The organism is Arthrobacter sp. KN11-1C (assembly GCF_052180225.1).
GTDB lineage: Bacteria > Actinomycetota > Actinomycetes > Actinomycetales > Micrococcaceae > Arthrobacter.
This window is the reverse complement of the sequence record NZ_CP197467.1, coordinates 2,697,103-2,714,068: the sequence shown is the minus strand read 5'-3', so window position 1 is coordinate 2,714,068 and position 16,966 is coordinate 2,697,103. Positions and strand designations below refer to the sequence as shown.

Genomic DNA, 16,966 nt, shown 5'->3' with positions numbered 1-16,966 from the left:
TGGAAGCTTCCTAGTCTCCGCGGGTTCCGAAGAGGATGTCATCCCAGCTCGGAATGCTGGAACGCTTGGGCCGTGACGGCTGGCGCTCGGCCGCCGCCGCATCTGAAGACTCTTCGTCCTTCTGGCCGGAGGGGGTGGGCTTCGGCTCTTCACGTTCCCGTCGGGGAGCTCCGCCGAGCAGTTCGTCCAGACCCGCCCGCGGTGCTGCGGCTTCCTGGGCTTGGGATTCGTCGCGGCCGGTCCGGGCATCATTGTCGGCCCGGGCGTCGTCGTCGTTCCTGCCGCGCAACAGGGTCACGGGGCGCAGCGGACCCGGAACCACCGTGATTTCCCGGGTGTTCGTGCTGACGCCTTCGTGAAGATGGAGGGAGTCGTTTTCATTGTCGTCAGGCTTCGGGGCCAGGCTTAGCCGCGACAGCATGGATGCGCGCGCGTCACGGCGGCTGGGAGCGGGTTCGGCTTTTGCCTGCTCGTCAGTGTCTGCGTCGTCTGACTCCGGGTCAGTTGATTCCTTGTCAGCGGATCCGTCTTCGACGTCGCCGGGCCGCGGATGAGCAGCGGGAACGCCGCTGCTGAGCAGCAGCGCCAAAGCGTCGTCGCTGTCTTCGTCCAGTCCCAGCCGCTGTCCGCGACGGGAGCGCAGCATGTCCAGGAGCCCGTCGGCTTCCTTGGTGGCAGCCGCGGCGGCCGCACGGGCGGCGGTCCCGGCGTCGGCCTCAAAGTCGAAGGGCCGGTCCGAAACGGCCGCGAGCCGCCGCGCCGGTACGGGTCCATCGAGCGGTTCCAGTTCGCTGAGCTGCTGGGCCCAGCGGTTGGCGTTCTGGATGGATTTGCGGGCGGGATGGAACGTCCACATCGCGGGCGGCTCTTCGCCGATGCTCTCCAGGCTGCCCGGCTTGGTTTCGAAGCGCGCGACGACGGTCCACGTGCCGTCGATCCGGCGCCAGGAATCCCATTCAACGGAAGATGAATCGATCCCGTGGGCCCGGAGCCGGTGCGCAACCATGTCGCCCAGGCTTGCGGGTTCGTCGCCGAACGCCCCGCGGTAAGTATCCTGGCCGGGGGCCGGGGCGGCGACTTCGACTTTGCGGGCTTGTTGGGCGATGTACTCGCGCTCGGCAAGGACAGGACCTTCATACCGCTGCACATTGGCGAGCGGGAGCCCTGACAGCTCCGCCACCTCCGCGGCGGTAGCGCCGCTGCGGATGCGTGACTGAATATCACGGGGGGACATTGCGACGGGCGTGATGGAAGCACGTGCGGCCACCTGGGCAGGTGTCCGGCTCGCTGCAACCCGCAACGCCTCATCAATCGGAAGCTGGAACATCTCGCCGCCGGTACCGCTCAACAGAAGATGTCCGCCGTCGTCGTGGACGCCAACCAGCCGTAGATCCCGCATAAAATCCTCCACCATGGCCTATCTGACATTCGAAACTCTGCCACCCGGTAGGGCCTTTTCCTACTAGGACAAAGGGCGCGCCGCGATATTCCGCGATTTTCCGGCATTCGCCTGCTCAAGCGACGGCCAGAGGGGTATGGACATCTTGGCCTGCCGGGAGGACAATCTGCCCGGTATCGGGCACAAAAATGCAGCCTGCCGCGTTACATCCTTAGACCGGAGGAGGTTCCGGCCGACAGGACCCGCAAGCCCTGCGTGAAGCACAAGGGAGAACGAAGAAGGGACCATGGCAACGGACTACGACGCCCCTCGGAAGACGGAAGAAGACACCGAGGACTCGATCGAGGAACTCAAGTCGCACCGCACGGAGAAGCAGTCGTCATCGGCTGTTGACATCGATGAGACTGATCTGGCTGATGCCTACGAGCTCCCCGGGGCGGACTTGTCCGGCGAAGAGCTGCTGGTCCGCGTGCTCCCGCCGCAGGCGGACGAATTCACGTGCTTCAACTGCTTCCTGGTCAAGCACCGCTCCCAGATTGCGCGGGAGAAGGACGGGCACCTGTACTGCAAGGAATGCGAAAGCTAGCTCCGGGAGCCCTGCTTCGACAATGCCGCCACCAGTTCGTCGGGGTGGCGCGTGGAGGTCAGCCAGTACGGAGTACGGTCCGCGGGGTCGGTGATTTCAATACGCACCACGGGATCAATCCAGCCGCGGAGGCACAGGAACGCCAGTCCATGGAGCCGGACGCCCCGCTCCGCGGTGGCTTCGTCCTTGCGGAACGCCGTGACGGCGCCGACAAACTCGCGTTGGATGCTTGCCCGTCCCACTTGCACGGTGTCCCGGTCCACCACGATGGAGGGAGTGGACGTCACCAGCAGGACGGTGGTGATGGCGAAGAGAACCAGCGCCGCGATGATGCCCGCGGTGATGCTGATCGGCGCGAACATGAGGATGCCGGCGGCGGAAAAGCCCACCACGACAATCCAAATCCACGGGGAGGGCCGGAGCTTTTCCGTATACAGGACGCCCGCTTCGCTTGAGGAATGGTGCGGCACGGGTACGGAAGCAGTCGATTCAGGCATACCACCAGCTTATCGGGACTGTGCCCCCGCGAAATAACGCGCCTTTGCCGTGCGCTGCCTTGCGACCGCAATCGTGGCGGTATCCCGCGGACGATAGAATGTGTGACTGTGAGCCACGAGACAGCAGTAGCCAGCCCAGCAGACACCTCCGCCGAATACGGTGCGCCGACCCTTCAGGTCCAACTGAAAATGCTCGACGCCGGTTTGGAAGCGCCGTCCTACGCCCACCCCGGTGACGCCGGCGCGGACTTGCGCGCCCGCGCTGACGTGTCGCTCGCTCCGGGAGAGCGGAAGCTCGTCGCCACAGGCGTCTCCATCGCACTTCCAAACGGCTATGTCGCCCTCATCCACCCCAGGTCAGGGCTGGCAACCAAGCACGGGCTCACCGTAGTGAACGCTCCCGGGACGGTTGATGCCGGCTACCGAGGTGAAATTTCCGTGACGCTTTTGAATACGGACAAAAACCAGGCAATCGAACTCAAGCGCGGCGATAGAATTGCTCAAATGGTGATCCAGCGCGTCGAGTATGCGCAGTTCGTTTCCGTGGAGGAGTTGTCCGACACCTCGCGCGGCACCGGCGGCTTTGGATCCACCGGAGGCTTCGCGCCGGCCGTGAGCTAGCAACAACCTCGACAATCAGCGCCGTTCGGAGCTGATTGCCATGCTGCCCGCGAGTTGACGGGCAGTCTGCGGTTTACTGGGGGTAGACCACTACTAAGGAGACAACCCGATGCTTTTTGGGCGCGGAAAGAAGTCCAAGGCTGAGCAGCCGAAAGACAACGGTACTGAGCAGGCCACAGCCGCGACGTCGCGGCAGGAGGCCGGCACGGAAGCCGGTGGGGCCGCCAAGGGCGACTTCCGTCTGTCCAAGGGGCCATTGGATGCCAGCGAAATTGATAGCCAGGATGGCTACGTGGATCTTGGCGCCCTGCTGATCGAACCTTCCGAGGGTCTTCAATTGCGCCTCGAGGTGGAGGAGGCAACCCAGCGGGTCGTGGCGGTCACGATGGACCTCGATGGATCGAGCCTCCAGCTCCAGGCATTCGCCGCTCCCCGCTCCGAAGGGCTGTGGGACGAGATCCGCGAACAAATCGGCCAGTCGGTGGCCAGCCAGGGAGGCGAAGTCGAGGAGATTGCCGGCACGTTCGGCACTGAACTCGTCGCCAAACTTCCCACGGAATCCGCCGACGGCGGACGCGGCTTCCGTGCGGCCCGATTCATGGGCGTGGACGGACCCCGTTGGTTCCTTCGCGGCGTCATCGGCGGCCACGCGGCCCTGGACCGGGACGCGGCCGAAGGACTCGAGAGTCTCTTCCGCAAGGTTGTGGTCATTCGCGGAGACAACCCCATGCCGCCCCGCGAGCTGCTTCAGCTGAAGCTGCCCAAGGACGCCGTGGCCTCCGGGCAGCACGGTGTGCCTGACGAAACGCCGGAGCTTCAGCGACCAGAACGCGGCCCGGAGATCACCCAGATTGGCTGACAAAGCGGCCCGCGCCGCTGCTGCGGATGGCATCCCGGCGTCAGTGCCCCTCACTGAAATCCCCGCACGGGGCCGGGTCGACTGCACGGGTTTCATCGAGTCGGTGACCTACCAGCCCGCCAACGAACAAAGTCACTTCTCGGCGATCGTCGTCGACCGGATTGCGCACAGGGGCGACACGGGTCCGTTGACCCGCTTGCGCGTCATCTGGCTCGGGCGCCGGAAGGTGCCCGGCATCGAACCCGGGACTGTCCTGCGGCTCGAAGGCATGGTCACCCCGCGGGACGGGATGCCCACGATGTTCAATCCGCGCTATGAAATCCTCTCCCGGCAGGAGCACCAATGACCGTCGCCAACGGATCCGATCCCCAGGAAACGCCAGCGCAGGAAAAGCCCGGCCCGGCAGGGGAGTCCCGGCAGGGCGCCCAGGGGCCTAGCATTGCGGACATCGCCGCGGGCTACGCTGAAAAAGCAGGGTTGCAACGCAACAGCCACGGCCACGTGGACATCCTCAAATCGGCCGGGGGTGTGCAGGGAATCGCCGAGAGCATCGTGCCCGGCCTCGTCTTCCTGATCGCGTTCATGGTCACCCGAGACCTTCCTGCCTCCCTGATTTCCTCCCTCGCGGCGGCAGCGGTCTTCACCGTGGTCCGGCTGGTCCAACGGCGCCCGTTGACCCAGGCGCTTGCCGGGATCGCCGGCGTCGCGATCTCCGCTTGGCTCGCGAACACCACCGGCAAGGCAGAGGATTTCTACGTCCTGGGTTTCTACACGAATATCGCCTACATCGTGGGAATGGTGCTGTCGATCCTGGTCAAGTGGCCGATCGCCGGCCTGCTATTCGGTTTCGTCCGCAATGAAGGCTTCGAATGGCGGAAGAAACCGGAACGCCTGCGGGCCTATTCCATCGGTACGTGGGTGGTCATTGCCGTGCTGGCGCTACGGCTTGTGGTCCAGGTGCCCTTGTATTTCATGGGCGATCCCGGCCTTGCCGCGCTCGCTACGATGCGGCTGATCATGGGTGCCCCGCTCTACATCCTCGGCTTGTGGATTGCCTGGCTCCTGACCCGGCCGGTGCCGGGCCAGAAGCCGAACCGCGATGCTCAGCCGTCGAAACCGTCGTCGTCGGACTGATCCGAGAACTCTTCCTCGACGTCGACTGAACCGTGGTCCGCGGCGGACGGGGCGAGCAAGGCCCTCAGGCCGTCCTCGGCCGCAATGGTCGTGACGAAGAACAGTTCGTCGCCGCCGTCGATCACGTCGTCGCGGCTTGGGGTGATGGGGGCATGATCCCGGAGGATCGCCACCAGGGTGGCGTCTTCGGGCCATTCGATCCCGCCGACGGTGCTGCCGATGATGTGCGAGTCGTGGGGAACGGTGAATTCCACGAGCGAGGACACTCCGGTCTGCAAGGTCAGCAAACGGACAAGGTCGCCGATTTCCACGGCCTCCTCAACGAGCGCCGTCATGAGCTGCGGGGTGTTGACGGCGACGTCGACGCCCCAGGAATCGTTGAACATCCAGTCGTTCTTGGGATTGTTGACCCGGCCCACCGTGCGGCCCACACCGAATTCGGTCTTGGCCAGCAAGGACACCACAAGGTTGACTTTGTCGTCGCCGGTCGCGGACACGACGACGTCGGCCCCTTCCAGCTTCGCTTCCTGCAGCGTGCTCAGTTCGCACGCGTCGCCCACCAGCCAGCGGGCTCCGCGGAGCCCGCTGCGTCCGATGACCTCCGGCTTCAGGTCGATGAGCATGATCTCGTGTTTGTGGGCGAGCAATTCGCGCGCGATCGATGAACCGACGCTGCCTGCGCCGACAATAACGACTTTCACTCAGACTCCTTGGCGGGTGCGCTGGAAAGGATGCGCGCTACCTCGGCGCTGCGGTCCAGATTCAACATGGCGTGCACGGTGTCACCCTCCTGGTACGCCGTTCCGGCCTGGGGCAGGACACCCTCGCCAAAGCGGGTAAGGAAGGCGATGCGGATTCCGGACGCTGCTTCGATGGCAGTCAACGGGTGTCCGATCCAGCCTTCGTCGAGGTCCACTTCGGACAAAACCAGCCGGCCCGATGGCTCGCGGTAGTCGCCGGCCAAATGTTGTTCGGGCAGGATCCGGCGCAGGACCTGGTCCGCGCTCCAGCGCACGGCGGCAACCGTGGGGATGCCAAGGCGCTGATAGATTTCGGCGCGGCCTGGATCGTAGATGCGCGCAACAACATGCGAAACATGGAATGTTTCGCGGGCTACGCGGGTAGCCAGGATGTTGGAATTGTCACCGCTGGAAACAGCGGCGAAAGCGTACGCCTCCTCGCAGCCTGCCTGCTTGAGGGTGTCCCGGTCAAAGCCGACGCCGGTGACCTTCCTGCCGGTGAATCCGCTGCGCAAACGGCGGAAGGCACGGTCGTCCTGGTCGATGATTGCCACCGAATGGCCGGCGTCTTCCAAGGTGTGCGCCAACGTTGCGCCAACTCGTCCGCAACCCATGATCACAAAGTGAGCCACGGTTTCTCCTTCACTCTTATGCATGCCGCTCGGTAAGACTCTACCGGGGCAAGTCGCGGAAGCCAGTCCGCCGTCATGACATCGCGTTCGATTCAGAGTAGCTTTGCGGAGTGCTGACAATTCTCAACGCCGCGAAGCGGGTGTTGGTGGGGCGGCCGTTCCGGAACGACCGCCTGGCCCACACACTGCTTCCCAAGCGCATCGCGCTGCCGATTTTCGCTTCGGACGCCCTGTCCTCCGTGGCGTACGCCCCCGACGAAATCCTGCTGACGCTGGCCCTCGCGGGCGTGAGCGCCGTGGCCATTTCGCCGCTGGTCGGCCTCGCAGTCATGGTGGTCTTGCTCACGGTCGTTGCGTCGTACCGGCAGAACGTCCATGCCTATCCCTCGGGTGGCGGCGACTACGAAATCGCCAACGTCAACCTCGGGAAGTTCGCGGGACTGACCGTCGCCGCGGCATTGTTGGTGGACTACGTCCTCACCGTTGCCGTGTCGATGTCCTCCGCCGCGGCGTACCTGACCACGGCGATTCCCTCGATGCACGGGCAGCAGGCGCTCATCGCCACTGTCGGCGTTGTGGTGCTGGCACTTGTGAACCTGCGCGGCATCAAGGAAGCCGGCAGTGTCTTCGCGGTTCCCACCTACATCTTCATGTTCTCCATCCTGGGCATGACGGCGGTCGGCATCTTCCAGGCGGCCACAGGCCAACTCGGCCAGGCTCCCTCGGCGGCCTTCACGATCGTCCCGCAAGAGGGATTCGACCAGGGGCTCGTTGGCCTTGCGGGGGCGTTCCTGCTCCTGAGGGCCTTCTCCTCCGGCGCCGCGGCCCTGACCGGCGTGGAGGCCATCAGCAACGGTGTGCCGAACTTCAAGAAGCCCAAGAGCAAGAACGCGGCCACCACGCTGTTGCTGCTCGGAGTCATCGCCTCGGCCATGCTCGCGGGCATCATCTACCTCGCCAACGCCACCAAGGTCCACATCGTGCTGGATCCGGCCAAGGAATTCCTGCTCAATGGCCAACCGCTGCCTAGCGACTACATCCAGAACCCTGCGATCAGCCAGATTGCGCAGACCATCTTCGGCGCCGGGTCCCTCCCGTTCTACATTGTTGTCGCCGCCACCGGCGTCATCCTCGTCTTCGCCTCCAACACGGCATTCAACGGATTCCCGGTGCTCGGGTCCATCCTTGCCCAGGACGGCTACCTTCCGCGCCAGCTTCGGACCCGCGGAGACCGCCTGGCCTTCAGCAACGGCGTCCTGGCGCTTGCGGCCGGAGCCTTGGTCCTCATCATTTCCTTCAACGCCGATGTCACCAAGCTGATCCAGCTGTACATCGTCGGCGTCTTCATTTCCTTCACGATGAGCCAGCTGGGCATGGTGCGGCACTGGGGAAGGGAACTCAAGCTTGCGCAGGACAAAGCTGTCCGCCGCAGGATCGTGAAGTCCCGCACGATCAACGGGCTCGGCTTCGCCATGACGGCGCTAGTGCTGACCATCGTGCTGATCACCAAGTTCGAACAGGGCGCCTGGATCGCGCTCCTGGCGATGTTCGTGCTGTTCCTCATCATGTGGAGCATCCGCGCCCACTACGACAATGTGGCCAAGGAACTTGCCGTCGACGAGGACTCGTCGCCCCGCGCGTTGCCCACCCGGGTCCATGCCGTGCTCCTGGTGTCCCATGTCCGCAAACCGGTGCTGCGCGCCCTTGCCTACGCGAGGGCATCTAGGCCCTCCCGGCTGGATGCGATCATCGTCGACATCGACCACGAGGAAACGGCGCACACCGTCGAGGCGTGGGACAAGCTGGACATCCCGGTCCCGTTGACCGTCCTGGCGAGCCCGTACCGGGAAACCGTTACGCCGATCCTGGACTACGTCAAGAACATGCGCCGCGATTCTCCACGCGACCTGATCGTCGTCTACATCCCGGAGTATGTCGTCGGCAAGTGGTGGGAACAGCTCGTCCACAACCAGACCGCCTTGCGCATCAAGGCCCGGCTCCACTTTGAACCCGGCGTCATGGTGGCCAGCGTCCCCTGGCAATTGAAGTCCTCCGAAGAAGCAAAGGCACTGCAGGATACCTGATGACCCACCCCAGCAACACCGAATCCAGCTCGCCCGCGGCCCAGGACGGAGCTGCCACGGAGCTGGTGGTGGACGTCGGGCCCGTCGCCCACGGCGGCCACTTCGTCGCGCGGCACGAAGGCCGCGTCATCTTTGTCCGGCACGGCATCCCGGCCGAGAAGGTCCGGGTCCGGCTGACCGACGCGGGGGAGTCGTCCCGCTTCTGGCGTGCCGACGTCGTCGATGTCCTGGAAGCGTCGGACGACCGGACCCGCCATTTCTGGCCCCTCGCCGACTCACTTGCCGCCTGGGGCAAGGGCGGTCCGCCCGTGGGCGGCGCGGAACTCGGGCACATAACAGTTGAACGGCAGCGCCTCCTCAAGTCCGAAGTCCTCGCCGAGCAGCTGAAGCGGCTCGCCGGCGTCGAACTCAAGGTCGACGTGGAGCCCGCAGCCGCCGGTGACCCGGGCTCGGGCGACGTTACCGGGACCGGCGTTACCGGGCCCGACGGCGGGACCGGACTCGGCTGGCGGACCCGGGCCAGCTTCGCTGTCACCCCCGGTGGCCGGCTCGGGATGCATGCCCACCGCTCCGACGTCGTGATTCCGGTCCGCGAGATGCCCCTGGCACTGCCGGGCATCAACGAGTTGCGGCTTTGGGACATCGACCTGCGGGGGATCTCGCGGGTGGAAGTGGCCGCGCCTGCCAACGGATCGCGTCCGCTCGTGCTGCTTGCCCCGGAAGAAGGCACCGATGCCCGGCGCCTGAACCGGATCCTCGGCCAGATCCCGCTTGACGTGTCCGTGGCCAGCTTCGACCCCGTGGGCGGCGAGGTCCTGCAGTTGCGCGGCAGGACGTGGGTCCAGGAATCGGCTGCCGGCCACGAATACCGCGTCACGGGAGAAGGGTTCTGGCAGATCCACAAGGATGCGCCTGCCACCCTGGTGGGAGCGGTGACGGGATTCCTGCACGATGGCGGGTACCTCCTTCCGGGATCGGCCGTCGCCGATCTTTACGCGGGAGCCGGTTTGTTTACGGCACCCTTGGCCGATGCCGTGGGGATCACGGGTTCGGTGCTCTCTGTCGAGGGATCGCCCGGGACCAGCCGGGATGCCCGCAAGAACCTGCATGGCGAGACCCAGGTGGAAATCGTCCAGGGCCGGGTGGAGCGTGTCCTCCGGCAGCGCCCCCGGAGCTTCGACGCCTTGGTGCTCGACCCGCCCCGCGCCGGTGCAGGCAAGGCCGTGGTCAGCCAGCTCATCGAGTCCGGGCCGCGGGCCATCGCCTATGTGTCGTGTGATCCGGCCTCCTTCGCACGTGATCTGGGGTACTTCCGGAACGGCGGATGGCGCCTCGAATCGCTCCGGGCCTTCGACCTGTATCCGCACACGCATCATCTGGAGACCGTTGCGTTGCTGGTGCCCGCGGCATAGCCACCACTACGATGGTGGAGAAGTCCTACGTCGCGCTTCACTTCTCCACCGGCCGGCAGTTGCTTAGCTTAGGTTTGCCTAACTAGCTAGCGGTCAACCACGCGACAAAGATGAAAGCTGTTGCGAGAGGAGTCCTGCCATGAGCACTGTGGACAGCTTCGGTTCCAAAGGCGTACTGAATGTAGCCGGCACCGATTATGAAATTTTCCGGTTGAACTCCGTTGAGGGCGCAGACAGCCTTCCGTTCAGCCTTAAAGTATTGCTTGAAAACCTCCTGCGGACGGAAGATGGCGCCAATATCACGGCCGACCACGTCCGCGCCCTGGCCGGCTGGGATCCGAATGCCCAGCCAGACACCGAGATCCAGTTCACCCCGGCCCGAGTCATCATGCAGGACTTCACCGGGGTTCCCTGTGTCGTTGACCTTGCCACGATGCGTGAAGCCATCAAGGACCTCGGCGGCGACCCCAAGCGCGTCAACCCGCTGGCTCCGGCCGAGATGGTCATCGACCACTCCGTGCAGATCGACGCCTTCGGCAACTCCGGCGCCCTCGAGCGCAACATGGAGATCGAATACCAGCGCAACGGCGAGCGTTACCAGTTCCTGCGCTGGGGCCAGACGGCTTTCGACGACTTCAAGGTTGTTCCCCCGGGAACCGGCATCGTCCACCAGGTCAACATCGAATACCTGGCACGCACCGTCATGACCCGCGAAGTCGACGGCGTCCTCCGTGCCTACCCCGACACCTGCGTCGGCACCGACTCCCACACCACCATGGTCAACGGCCTGGGCGTGCTGGGCTGGGGAGTAGGCGGCATCGAAGCCGAAGCTGCCATGCTCGGCCAGCCCGTCTCCATGCTGATCCCGCGTGTTGTGGGCTTCAAGCTCACGGGCTCCATCCCCGCCGGCGCCACCGCCACCGACGTCGTCCTGACCATCACCGAGCAGCTGCGCAACCACGGTGTGGTCGGCAAGTTCGTGGAGTTCTACGGCGAAGGCGTTGCGGCCGTGCCGCTGGCCAACCGCGCCACCATCGGCAACATGAGCCCGGAATTCGGTTCCACGGCAGCGATGTTCCCGATCGACGACGTCACGCTCGAGTACTTGCGCCTCACCGGCCGCTCCGATCAGAACGTTGCCTTGGTCGAGGCCTACGCGAAGGAACAGGGCCTCTGGCACGATCCGTCGCACGAGATCAAGTTCTCCGAGTACCTCGAGCTCGACCTGTCCACGGTTGTTCCCTCGATCTCGGGTCCGAAGCGTCCCCAGGACCGGATCATCCTCACGGAGTCCAAGGCCCAGTTCCGCGAGGACCTGCGCAACTACGTGAAGGAAGACCTGGCCGACGGAAGCCTGGACGAAGCGATCGACGAGAGCTTCCCGGCCTCCGATTCGCCGTCGTTCACCGCCACTGCGACGCACCTGGCCGACGTAGCTCCGCACTCGCACGGCCCGAAGTCCAACGGTCGTCCGTCAACCAAGGTGAGCGTCACAACAGCTGACGGCCGCGAATTCGAACTCGACCACGGTGCTGTTTCGATCGCTTCGATCACGTCCTGCACCAACACGTCCAACCCCTCGGTGATGCTGGCTGCCGCGCTGCTGGCCCGCAACGCCGTTGACAAGGGCCTCGCGTCCAAGCCGTGGGTCAAGACGTCGGTCGCTCCCGGCTCCAAGGTTGTCACCGACTACTACGAGAAGTCCGGCCTGACTCCCTACCTGGAGAAGCTCGGCTTCTACATCGTGGGTTACGGCTGCGCAACCTGCATCGGCAACTCCGGGCCGCTCGACGCCGAGATCTCCGAGGCCATCCAGGCCAACGACCTTTCCGTCACCGCTGTCCTCTCCGGCAACCGCAACTTCGAAGGCCGCATCAACCCGGACGTCAAGATGAACTACCTGGCGTCCCCGCCGCTGGTCATCGCCTACGCCCTGGCCGGAACCATGGACTTCGACTTCGACGCCGATCCGCTGGGACAGGACCAGGACGGCAACGATGTCTTCTTGAAGGACATCTGGCCGAACCCCGTCGAGGTCCAGAAGGTCATCGATTCCTCGATCGACAAGGAAATGTTCGCCCGCGGCTACGAAGGCGTCTTCGACGGCGACGACCGCTGGAAGGCACTCGACACCCCGGCAGGCGACACCTTCGCTTGGGACGCCAAGTCCACGTACGTGCGGAAGCCCCCGTACTTCGAAGGCATGAAGGCGCAGCCGGAACCTGTAACGGACATCGCCGGAGCCCGTGTCCTGCTGAAGCTGGGAGACTCCGTCACCACGGACCACATCTCCCCGGCCGGTTCCTTCAAGTCGGACACCCCGGCAGGCCAGTACCTTCTGGCCAACGGCGTGGAGCGCAAGGACTTCAACTCCTACGGTTCACGCCGTGGCAACCACGAGGTCATGATCCGCGGAACGTTCGCGAACATCCGCATCAAGAACCAGCTGCTCGACGGCGTCGAGGGCGGCTTCACCCGCGACTTCACCCAGGCCGACGGCCCGCAGGCCTACGTCTACGACGCTGCACAGAACTACCAGGCAGCCGGCACCCCGCTGGTAGTCCTGGCCGGCAAGGAATACGGCTCCGGCTCGTCCCGTGACTGGGCTGCCAAGGGAACCGCGCTCCTGGGCGTGAAGGCGGTCATCGCCGAAAGCTACGAGCGCATCCACCGCTCCAACCTCATCGGCATGGGCGTCCTCCCGTTGCAGTACCCGGCGGGCGAGACTGCTGCGTCGCTCGGCCTGGTCGGCACGGAAACGTTCGCCGTCGAGGGCGTCACCGAGCTGAACAACGGCACGACGCCGCGGACGCTCAAGGTCACGGCAACAGCGGAGGACGGCAGCACAAAGTCCTTCGACGCCGTGCTGCGCATCGACACCCCGGGCGAAGCGGACTACTACCGCAACGGCGGCATCCTGCAGTACGTCCTGCGCCAAATCTCGGCACACTAGCCGAATTCAGCGCAGGCCCCGCCTGGGCTGAAAGGCAACAGCTACAGCCCCGTCTGGTCATCGACCGGCCGGGGCTGTAGCCTTTCCTGCGGCTTGGTTCCGGTCAAGGCGTTAGAGTTGTATAGCACGTCAATCACCCTAAGGAGGGGCCGTTGGGACTTTTGGAGACAATCCGGAACCCGCAGGACCTGAGCAAGCTCACCAGCCAGCAGTTGGAGCAGCTTGCAGGCGAGATCAGGACTTTCCTCATCACCAACGTCGCCCAAACAGGTGGTCACCTCGGACCGAACCTCGGCGTGGTGGAGCTCACCATGGCCATCCACAAAGTCTTCGATTCCCCGCGCGACAGCATCGTTTTCGACACCGGCCACCAGTCCTACGTCCACAAATTGCTGACCGGCAGGCAGGATTTCAGCACCCTCCGGCAGCAAGGCGGCATGTCCGGCTACCCCGATCGTGCCGAGTCCGAGCACGACATCGTGGAAAGCTCCCACGCGTCCTCGTCCTTGTCCTGGGCGGACGGTATCTCCCGGGCCCGCCAGCTGACCGGCGAGGGCGATCGCTGCGTTGTCGCCGTCGTCGGTGACGGCGCCCTGACGGGCGGCATGGCGTGGGAGGCGATCAACAACATTGCCGCGGACAAGCGACGCCGCGTGGTGATCGTCGTCAACGACAACGGGCGTTCCTATGCCCCCACCGTCGGCGGCCTTGCCGACTACCTCGCTTCCCTGCGCCCCACGATCGATTCCTTCCGGGCAGCTCCCACCTACGAGGTGGTGCTGGACTGGTGGAAGAAAAAGCTCCAAAGCGGCGGCCCGATCGGCCAGTTCACCTACAGGAGCCTGCATGCCATGAAGAAGGGCATCAAGGATTGGTGGGCTCCGCAAGGCATGTTCGAAGACCTCGGCATGAAGTACATCGGCCCGGTTGACGGCCACAACATGCGGGCCCTTGAACACGCGCTCACCACTGCCCGGAACTACGGCGGCCCGGTGATCGTCCATGCGATGACCGAAAAGGGCCACGGCTACGCGCCCGCCCTCGCCAATGAGGCGGACCAGTTCCACGCCGTCGGAATCATCGATCCCGAAACCGGCGAACCCACCGAAGCCGGCGGGGCACGCTCGTGGACCTCGGTGTTCGCCGAGGAAATCGCGGACATTGCCGACGAGCGCGAAGACATCGTCGGCATCACCGGGGCCATGCTGATTCCCGTCGGGCTGCACAAGTTCGCGGAACGGCACCCGGAAAGGGTGATCGACGTCGGCATCGCCGAACAGCACGCCCTCACGTCGGCCGCAGGCATGGCCTTTGGCGGACTGCACCCCGTCGTCGCCGTTTACGCGACGTTCCTGAACCGTGCTTTCGACCAACTCCTCATGGACGTCGCCCTGCACAAAGCGGGGGTGACGGTCGTGTTGGACCGCGCCGGAGTCACCGGCCCGGACGGGGCCAGCCACCACGGCATGTGGGACATGGCGATGGTCCAGATCGTTCCAGGGCTGCATCTCGCGGCTCCCCGGGATGCCAGCCGCCTGCGGGAAGAACTCCGCGAAGCGGTTGCCATCGCCGACGCACCCAGCGTGGTGCGCTTCTCCAAGGGCAACGTAGGAAGCGAGATCGAGGCGATCGAACGGCTTTCCGACGGCGTCGACGTGCTGGCGCGCCGCCCCGAAGGCTCCACGGAGAACGATGTCCTGATTGTCAGCGTCGGCGCGATGTCCGAACTCGCCCTCGACGTCGCGTCCCGGCTCGGATCCCAAGGCATCAGTTCCACCGTGGTGGATCCGCGGTGGCTCCTGCCGGTACGCAAGTCCATCATTGCCCTCGCGGCGCGGCACCGTTTGGTGATCTGCATCGAAGACGGTGTCCGCGCGGGCGGCGTCGGCTCCAGGATCCGGCAGGAGATGCGCGCGGCCGGCGTGGACACGGCCCTCAACGAAGTGGGGCTTCCGGTCGAGTTCCTCGAGCACGGAACCAGGAGCCAGGTTCTCGAGCGGGTGGGGCTCACCGCCCAACAGATAACCCACGACGTCGTCGCGCAGGTTCTGGGGACAAAGGTGCCTTTCGCGCGGCCCTTGCCGGGACAAGAGCATCCCACGACGGGCAGCCTTCCCACGCTGTGAGCGGCGGTTCCGGGCGGTATTCAACAATCAAGCACCCCTTCGGCGGCGCAGGTCCAGTCAACACCTGCCCGGAGTGGTCTAGTAAAGGACGAGCATGAGCGGCATCATCCGCACGTACAAGCGCGACGACGAGGCGGTCCTGCATTTCCGGGAGGCTTGGTATGACGACGAATTCAAGCAGTTCGTCATCAACCACGGGGTCGTAGGACACCAGAGCAGCACTGACGAAACGGACGTCGAGGACGAATCCGCCGTCAAAGGACTCATGACGGCCTTTGCCGCGCAATGCGAAGAAGACGGCTATGCGGAGATTCCCGAGACTGAGCAGTTCTGGGTGGTCGCGCAGATTGCGCTGAAGACGAAGGACGGCACCGACCGCGACCGCTACCTCGAACGCAAGGCCAAGGCCGCGTTGACGAGCGAACTGGCCTGGCGGGGCCTGGGTACCGTGGACCGTTCCGATATCAGCGACTCGAAGCTCAACATTTTCTGCCTGTGCCCGGACGTCAACAAGGCCGTCAACGCCATCAAAGTGTGCATCCGGGGAGAAGACCTGGACTTCACGAAGCTGAGCATCGCGGCGGCACCCCATGCCGAACCCACCGCATTCAAAGTAAAACACTCGCCGAAAACCGGTGCGGGCTTTACCCTCTAAGGACTACTTCCCGCTTCGAAGGGACAAACATGGCGCCCAAGAGCAACTGGCCCGGACACACTCCGCTGCCCAAGGGCTTGTCCGCTCCGGCACGGAGGGCACTAGCCCACGAGGGTCTGGAAACCCTTGAACAACTCGCCGAGTTCGGTGAGGGGCGGGTGGCGGCCCTGCACGGCATGGGTCCCAAGGTCATGGCCCAGTTGCACGACGCGATGGAAGAAGCAGGAATCGCCTTCGGATCCTGAGCGGCGGACCGGCCCCCGTGGGCGTTGTAGGGTGAAACCATGACTGAATATCGCCGTCTTGGAAATTCCGGATTGACCGTCTCAGTAGTTGGTTTGGGGTGCAACAATCTCGGCCGGGCCAATACGGCCACGGAATCGCAGGAAGGCACCAACGCGGTAGTGCATGCCGCCTTGGATGCCGGGGTGACCCTTTTCGATGTTGCGGACGTCTATGGCCGGGAGCCCGGCCTCAGCGAAACCATGCTGGGCACCGCCCTGAAAGGTCGCCGGGACGACGCGATCGTGGCCACGAAATTCGGCATGGACATGCACGGCGCCAACGGCAACGATTTCGGCGGGCGCGGATCGCGCCGCTACATCGTCCAGGCCGCCGAGGCGTCGCTGCGCCGCCTCGGCACCGACTGGATTGATCTCTACCAGTACCACACCCCGGACCTCCTCACCCCGGTTGACGAGACCCTCGCAGCCCTCGACGACCTCGTGACAAGCGGCAAGGTCCGGTACATCGGCCATTCCAACCGTGCGGGTTGGCAGATCGCGGAAGCCGAGTACGTCGCCCGGATGCAGGGCGGTGCGCGGTTCATTTCGACGCAGAACCACTACAACCTGCTGGACCGCCGCGCGGAACTCGAAGTGCTGTCGGCCGCCCAGGCTTTCGGACTCGGCGTCCTGCCGTATTTCCCTTTGGCGAACGGCCTCCTGACGGGCAAGTACGCTCCAGGCAACGCCCCGGAAGGATCCCGCCTCAGCCACACGCGGACCAACATGGTCGACGACGCCGACTGGGTCCAGCTGGGCAGGTTCAGCCAGTTCGCCAAGGAGCGGGACCTGAACGAACTGCAGCTGGCCTTCTCCTGGCTGGCCGCCCAACCCGCGGTCAGCAGCGTTATTGCGGGAGCCACCCGCCCGGCGCAAATCGTCGAAAACGCGAAGGCGGTGCGCTGGGTACCCACAGCCGAAGAACGCGCCGAAATGGATGACATCTTCCCGCGTACGCCCAAGGTTGCCCTCTTCTAAGGAGCG

16 protein-coding genes are annotated in these 16,966 nt (G+C 64.8%); 12 read left to right on the top strand and 4 right to left on the bottom strand.

Annotation, left to right across the window (positions count from 1 at the left end; genetic code table 11):
• Positions 1-10: 10 nt before the first annotated feature.
• A complete protein-coding gene (sepH, locus tag ACSBOX_RS12750) occupies positions 11-1,399 on the bottom strand; it encodes a septation protein SepH (RefSeq protein ID WP_442542789.1) in 1,389 nt (462 codons plus the stop codon).
• Positions 1,400-1,685: 286 nt separating this feature from the next.
• Here sepH and ACSBOX_RS12745 point away from each other — a divergent pair, with 286 nt between their 5' ends.
• Positions 1,686-1,985, top strand: a complete 300-nt coding sequence (locus ACSBOX_RS12745) for a DUF4193 domain-containing protein (protein WP_078105507.1) — start codon at positions 1,686-1,688, stop codon at positions 1,983-1,985.
• Here the strand turns inward: ACSBOX_RS12745 and ACSBOX_RS12740 are convergent.
• The gene (locus ACSBOX_RS12740; protein ID WP_442542788.1) at positions 1,982-2,482 is read right to left on the bottom strand and encodes a DUF3093 domain-containing protein; all 501 of its coding nucleotides are present in this window, start codon (positions 2,480-2,482) and stop codon (positions 1,982-1,984) included. The two genes, ACSBOX_RS12745 and ACSBOX_RS12740, sit on opposite strands and share 4 nt — an antisense overlap.
• A gap of 108 nt (positions 2,483-2,590) precedes the next feature.
• On the opposite strand from ACSBOX_RS12740, the gene dut reads away from it, so the two are divergent.
• The 4 genes from dut to ACSBOX_RS12720 all read left to right on the top strand — a co-directional run bounded on the left by dut (position 2,591) and on the right by ACSBOX_RS12720 (position 5,096).
• On the top strand, positions 2,591-3,103 hold the full coding sequence (dut, locus tag ACSBOX_RS12735; protein ID WP_442542787.1) for a dUTP diphosphatase: 513 nt from the start codon (positions 2,591-2,593) through the stop codon (positions 3,101-3,103).
• 109 nt (positions 3,104-3,212) lie between these two features.
• Positions 3,213-3,962 (top strand): DUF3710 domain-containing protein, encoded by a 750-nt coding sequence (locus ACSBOX_RS12730; RefSeq protein WP_442542786.1) that lies wholly within the window; start codon positions 3,213-3,215, stop codon positions 3,960-3,962.
• Positions 3,955-4,308, top strand: a complete 354-nt coding sequence (locus tag ACSBOX_RS12725) for a hypothetical protein (RefSeq protein ID WP_442542785.1) — start codon at positions 3,955-3,957, stop codon at positions 4,306-4,308. Before ACSBOX_RS12730 ends, ACSBOX_RS12725 begins: the two co-directional genes overlap by 8 nt.
• The gene (locus ACSBOX_RS12720; RefSeq protein ID WP_442542784.1) at positions 4,305-5,096 is read left to right on the top strand and encodes a DUF3159 domain-containing protein; all 792 of its coding nucleotides are present in this window, start codon (positions 4,305-4,307) and stop codon (positions 5,094-5,096) included. The genes ACSBOX_RS12725 and ACSBOX_RS12720 overlap by 4 nt, the downstream gene beginning before the upstream one ends.
• Here ACSBOX_RS12720 and ACSBOX_RS12715 read toward each other — a convergent pair.
• Together ACSBOX_RS12715 and ACSBOX_RS12710 are read right to left on the bottom strand one after the other, a co-directional pair.
• The gene (locus ACSBOX_RS12715) at positions 5,066-5,797 is read right to left on the bottom strand and encodes a potassium channel family protein (RefSeq protein ID WP_442542783.1); all 732 of its coding nucleotides are present in this window, start codon (positions 5,795-5,797) and stop codon (positions 5,066-5,068) included. The genes ACSBOX_RS12720 and ACSBOX_RS12715 overlap by 31 nt on opposite strands.
• Positions 5,794-6,468, bottom strand: a complete 675-nt coding sequence (locus ACSBOX_RS12710; RefSeq protein WP_078105501.1) for a potassium channel family protein — start codon at positions 6,466-6,468, stop codon at positions 5,794-5,796. The genes ACSBOX_RS12715 and ACSBOX_RS12710 overlap by 4 nt, the downstream gene beginning before the upstream one ends.
• Positions 6,469-6,578: 110 nt before the next feature.
• Here ACSBOX_RS12710 and ACSBOX_RS12705 point away from each other — a divergent pair, with 110 nt between their 5' ends.
• From ACSBOX_RS12705 to ACSBOX_RS12675, 7 genes are all read left to right on the top strand, one after another.
• Positions 6,579-8,552 (top strand): APC family permease, encoded by a 1,974-nt coding sequence (locus tag ACSBOX_RS12705; protein WP_442542782.1) that lies wholly within the window; start codon positions 6,579-6,581, stop codon positions 8,550-8,552.
• Entirely contained in the window at positions 8,552-9,964 is a 1,413-nt protein-coding gene (locus tag ACSBOX_RS12700) for a class I SAM-dependent RNA methyltransferase (protein ID WP_442542781.1), read from the top strand. Before ACSBOX_RS12705 ends, ACSBOX_RS12700 begins: the two co-directional genes overlap by 1 nt.
• A gap of 139 nt (positions 9,965-10,103) precedes the next feature.
• The gene (locus ACSBOX_RS12695) at positions 10,104-12,917 is read left to right on the top strand and encodes an aconitate hydratase (protein WP_442542780.1); all 2,814 of its coding nucleotides are present in this window, start codon (positions 10,104-10,106) and stop codon (positions 12,915-12,917) included.
• Between the two features lie 152 nt (positions 12,918-13,069).
• Positions 13,070-15,043, top strand: coding sequence for a 1-deoxy-D-xylulose-5-phosphate synthase (gene dxs / locus ACSBOX_RS12690; RefSeq protein WP_442542779.1), 1,974 nt, complete (start codon positions 13,070-13,072; stop codon positions 15,041-15,043).
• Between the two features lie 94 nt (positions 15,044-15,137).
• A complete protein-coding gene (locus ACSBOX_RS12685; protein ID WP_442542778.1) occupies positions 15,138-15,698 on the top strand; it encodes a hypothetical protein in 561 nt (186 codons plus the stop codon).
• 29 nt (positions 15,699-15,727) lie between these two features.
• Positions 15,728-15,943 (top strand): hypothetical protein, encoded by a 216-nt coding sequence (locus ACSBOX_RS12680; RefSeq protein ID WP_028266791.1) that lies wholly within the window; start codon positions 15,728-15,730, stop codon positions 15,941-15,943.
• Positions 15,944-15,982: 39 nt separating this feature from the next.
• Complete coding sequence (locus ACSBOX_RS12675) at positions 15,983-16,960, top strand: aldo/keto reductase (RefSeq protein ID WP_442542777.1); 978 nt, start codon at positions 15,983-15,985, stop codon at positions 16,958-16,960.
• The last annotated feature ends 6 nt before the right edge of the window (positions 16,961-16,966 follow it).

Coding starts and splice junctions, on each gene's coding strand:
- ACSBOX_RS12745 (WP_078105507.1), top strand. CDS start 1,686: ATGGCAACGGACTACGACGCCCCTCGGAAGACGGAAGAAGACACCGAG.
- ACSBOX_RS12740 (WP_442542788.1), bottom strand. CDS start 2,482: ATGCCTGAATCGACTGCTTCCGTACCCGTGCCGCACCATTCCTCAAGC.
- ACSBOX_RS12695 (WP_442542780.1), top strand. CDS start 10,104: ATGAGCACTGTGGACAGCTTCGGTTCCAAAGGCGTACTGAATGTAGCC.
- ACSBOX_RS12685 (WP_442542778.1), top strand. CDS start 15,138: ATGAGCGGCATCATCCGCACGTACAAGCGCGACGACGAGGCGGTCCTG.
- ACSBOX_RS12680 (WP_028266791.1), top strand. CDS start 15,728: ATGGCGCCCAAGAGCAACTGGCCCGGACACACTCCGCTGCCCAAGGGC.
- ACSBOX_RS12675 (WP_442542777.1), top strand. CDS start 15,983: ATGACTGAATATCGCCGTCTTGGAAATTCCGGATTGACCGTCTCAGTA.
- sepH (WP_442542789.1), bottom strand. CDS start 1,399: ATGCGGGATCTACGGCTGGTTGGCGTCCACGACGACGGCGGACATCTT.
- ACSBOX_RS12730 (WP_442542786.1), top strand. CDS start 3,213: ATGCTTTTTGGGCGCGGAAAGAAGTCCAAGGCTGAGCAGCCGAAAGAC.
- ACSBOX_RS12720 (WP_442542784.1), top strand. CDS start 4,305: ATGACCGTCGCCAACGGATCCGATCCCCAGGAAACGCCAGCGCAGGAA.
- ACSBOX_RS12700 (WP_442542781.1), top strand. CDS start 8,552: ATGACCCACCCCAGCAACACCGAATCCAGCTCGCCCGCGGCCCAGGAC.